Raw genomic sequence first — 1,328 nt, 5'->3', positions numbered from 1 at the left:
CAGTTAGGAGAGAAAGGTTAGAGTAAGCTTGCGTTAGGATTGCAGGTGTTCACGTTCAATCAGAATGACCGTTCAGCTTCACCGGAATACGCACACTGGCGTTCGCTCCACGTGACGAATCAGCAAACAGCCAGTTGCGTCTGCCCACTGCGAACGGGCGGATGGCATTTTCGGCTAAGGCATTACTGATATGGGCGAAGCCATAGTCACAGTAGGCCACTAAGGCGTCCCAATGATTGAGGCTATATTGGATCGCTCTAAAGATCAGTGAGTCCTTCGGCACCTTTGTCTGGTTGGTTTCCAGCCACGCTTTGAAGTCTTGCAGCAGTGGCAAGGCCAGCTCTTGGCGTACGGTGTACTTTTCCGACTCGCTTAAGTGTTCAATTTTTCTTTCGATAGCATAGAGCTTGCCGATCTTACCGATGGCAACATCCGCTTTCGATGGTTTGGCTTTGCTACTCTTGCCTTTTTGAGGAGTAGCACCGCGAGTGACTTCGTCAAACTTGCGCCGCGCATGGTCCCAACACCCAATACGAGCGATATCAAGCTCTCGGCAGACCTTGCCGTAGCCACTGTAGCCGTCAACTTGTAACACGCCACTAAACCCGTCCAATAGGCGTGCGGGAACGTGACCCGCTCGGGTCGGGTCATAGTCAAACAAGACGGAAGGTTTATCCGGTGGTCCACCCCGTGTAACCCACATCCACTTATCACTCTGAGCGGTTTTACCGGTTTCTTTCAACACTTGGATGCGAGTCTCATCCGCTTGGATGTAGCGACCGAGGTTTTGTTGTTCCCGCATCAGGTTAATCAAGGGTTTGAACACATTATCGAGACGGAGAATCCAATTCGCCATATTGTTACGCCCGATTTCGTGACCAAGACGCGTTAACATGCCATCTAAGCGATAAAGGGGTAAGCCATCGGCATATTTTGACGTGATGACGTAAGCTAACAAGGAGGTAGTGGCAACGCATTTACCTAGCGGATGAGTTGGCCGCTTTGCCGCGATGATTTGTTCGCCAGTTGAGGATTCGAACACCGCTTTTTCTTGCCAGATCTCGATCACGTTAAGCTGAGCGGGGATAAACTCCAGTTCTTCTTTCACCTTAGTGAAGAAGGTTTTGGTTGCTCCGGCTTTTTCGTCATCGCTTAGGCAGATCTCTCGACGGATTCGGTTTAACGAAGTCGAGAAGCCCCGTTGACGCTGACGACTCTGCTTGGTTTGCGCTAGTTCTGGGCTCAATGAGTCTTCTGGAATCTCATCAATCAGATCGTCAATCGCGTTTTCCAGTTCCGCCTCATCAAACAGGGTGATCTGAAACGGC

1 pseudogene is annotated in these 1,328 nt (G+C 50.6%); it reads right to left on the bottom strand.

Annotated elements, in window-relative coordinates:
* Positions 1-94: 94 nt before the first annotated feature.
* Positions 95-1,328: pseudogene (gene tnpC, locus FJM67_RS17305) on the bottom strand (IS66 family transposase); the annotation flags it as partial.

Source organism: Maribrevibacterium harenarium (assembly GCF_006385675.1).
GTDB classification, from domain to species: domain Bacteria; phylum Pseudomonadota; class Gammaproteobacteria; order Pseudomonadales; family Marinomonadaceae; genus Marinomonas; species Marinomonas harenarium.
This window is presented reverse-complemented; position numbering and strand designations above follow the sequence as displayed.